Origin of the sequence: Sinorhizobium sp. 8-89 (assembly GCF_030124325.1) — a bacterium.
Classification (GTDB): Bacteria; Pseudomonadota; Alphaproteobacteria; order Rhizobiales; family Rhizobiaceae; genus Sinorhizobium.
Map to the genome: position 1 here is coordinate 1 of NZ_JASKLR010000083.1, position 795 is coordinate 795.

Sequence of the window (795 nt, forward strand, 5' to 3'; positions counted from 1 at the left end):
GGTGTCGGTGGCGCCGTTGTCGTCGGTGACCGTCACCACGAAGCTCTCGGTGCGGCTTTCGCCCTCGGCCAGGCTGTCGGCGAGGCCGTCGTCGAGCGTATAGCTCCACACCCCGGCGGCGGTGATGACGAAGCTGCCGTAGCTGCCGCCGGCCGTGCCGCTCCAGCTCGCGGTGGCGCCGCTGTCGACATCGCTCGACACCATCGTTCCGGTCGCCGTCAGCGGTCCGGTGACCGGCGTGGCGTCGTCGGCGGCCAGGCCGCTCTCGCTCACTGATCCGCTGATCACCGACGCGGCGCCGATCACCGGCGCGTCATTGGTGCCGGTGATGGTGATCGTCACCGTCTGGGTGTCGGTGGCGCCCTTGTCGTCGGTGACCGTCACCACGAAGCTCTCGGTGCGGCTTTCGCCCTCGGCCAGGCTGTCGGCGAGGCCGTCGTCGAGCGTGTAGCTCCACACCCCGGCGGCGGTGATGACGAAGCTGCCGTAGCTGCCGGCGGCCGTGCCGCTCCAGCTCGCGGTGGCGCCGCTGTCGACATCGCTCGACACCATCGTGCCGGTCGCCGTCAGCGGTCCGGTCACCGGCGTGGCGTCGTCGGCGGCCAGGCCGCTCTCGCTCACTGATCCGCTGATCACCGACGCGGCGCCGATCACCGGCGCGTCGTTGGTGCCGGTGATGGTGATCGTCACCGTCTGGGTGTCGGTGGCGCCGTTGTCGTCGGTGACCGTCACCACGAAGCTCTCGGTGCGGCTTTCGCCCTCGGCCAGGCTGTCGGCGAGGCCGTCGTCGAGCGT

At 71.1% G+C, this 795-nt stretch carries 1 protein-coding gene; it reads right to left on the reverse strand.

Features of this window, described 5'->3' with window-relative positions:
• Positions 1-795: VCBS domain-containing protein (locus QN219_RS33745; RefSeq protein WP_284004756.1), on the reverse strand; the 795-nt coding region annotated here is incomplete at both ends.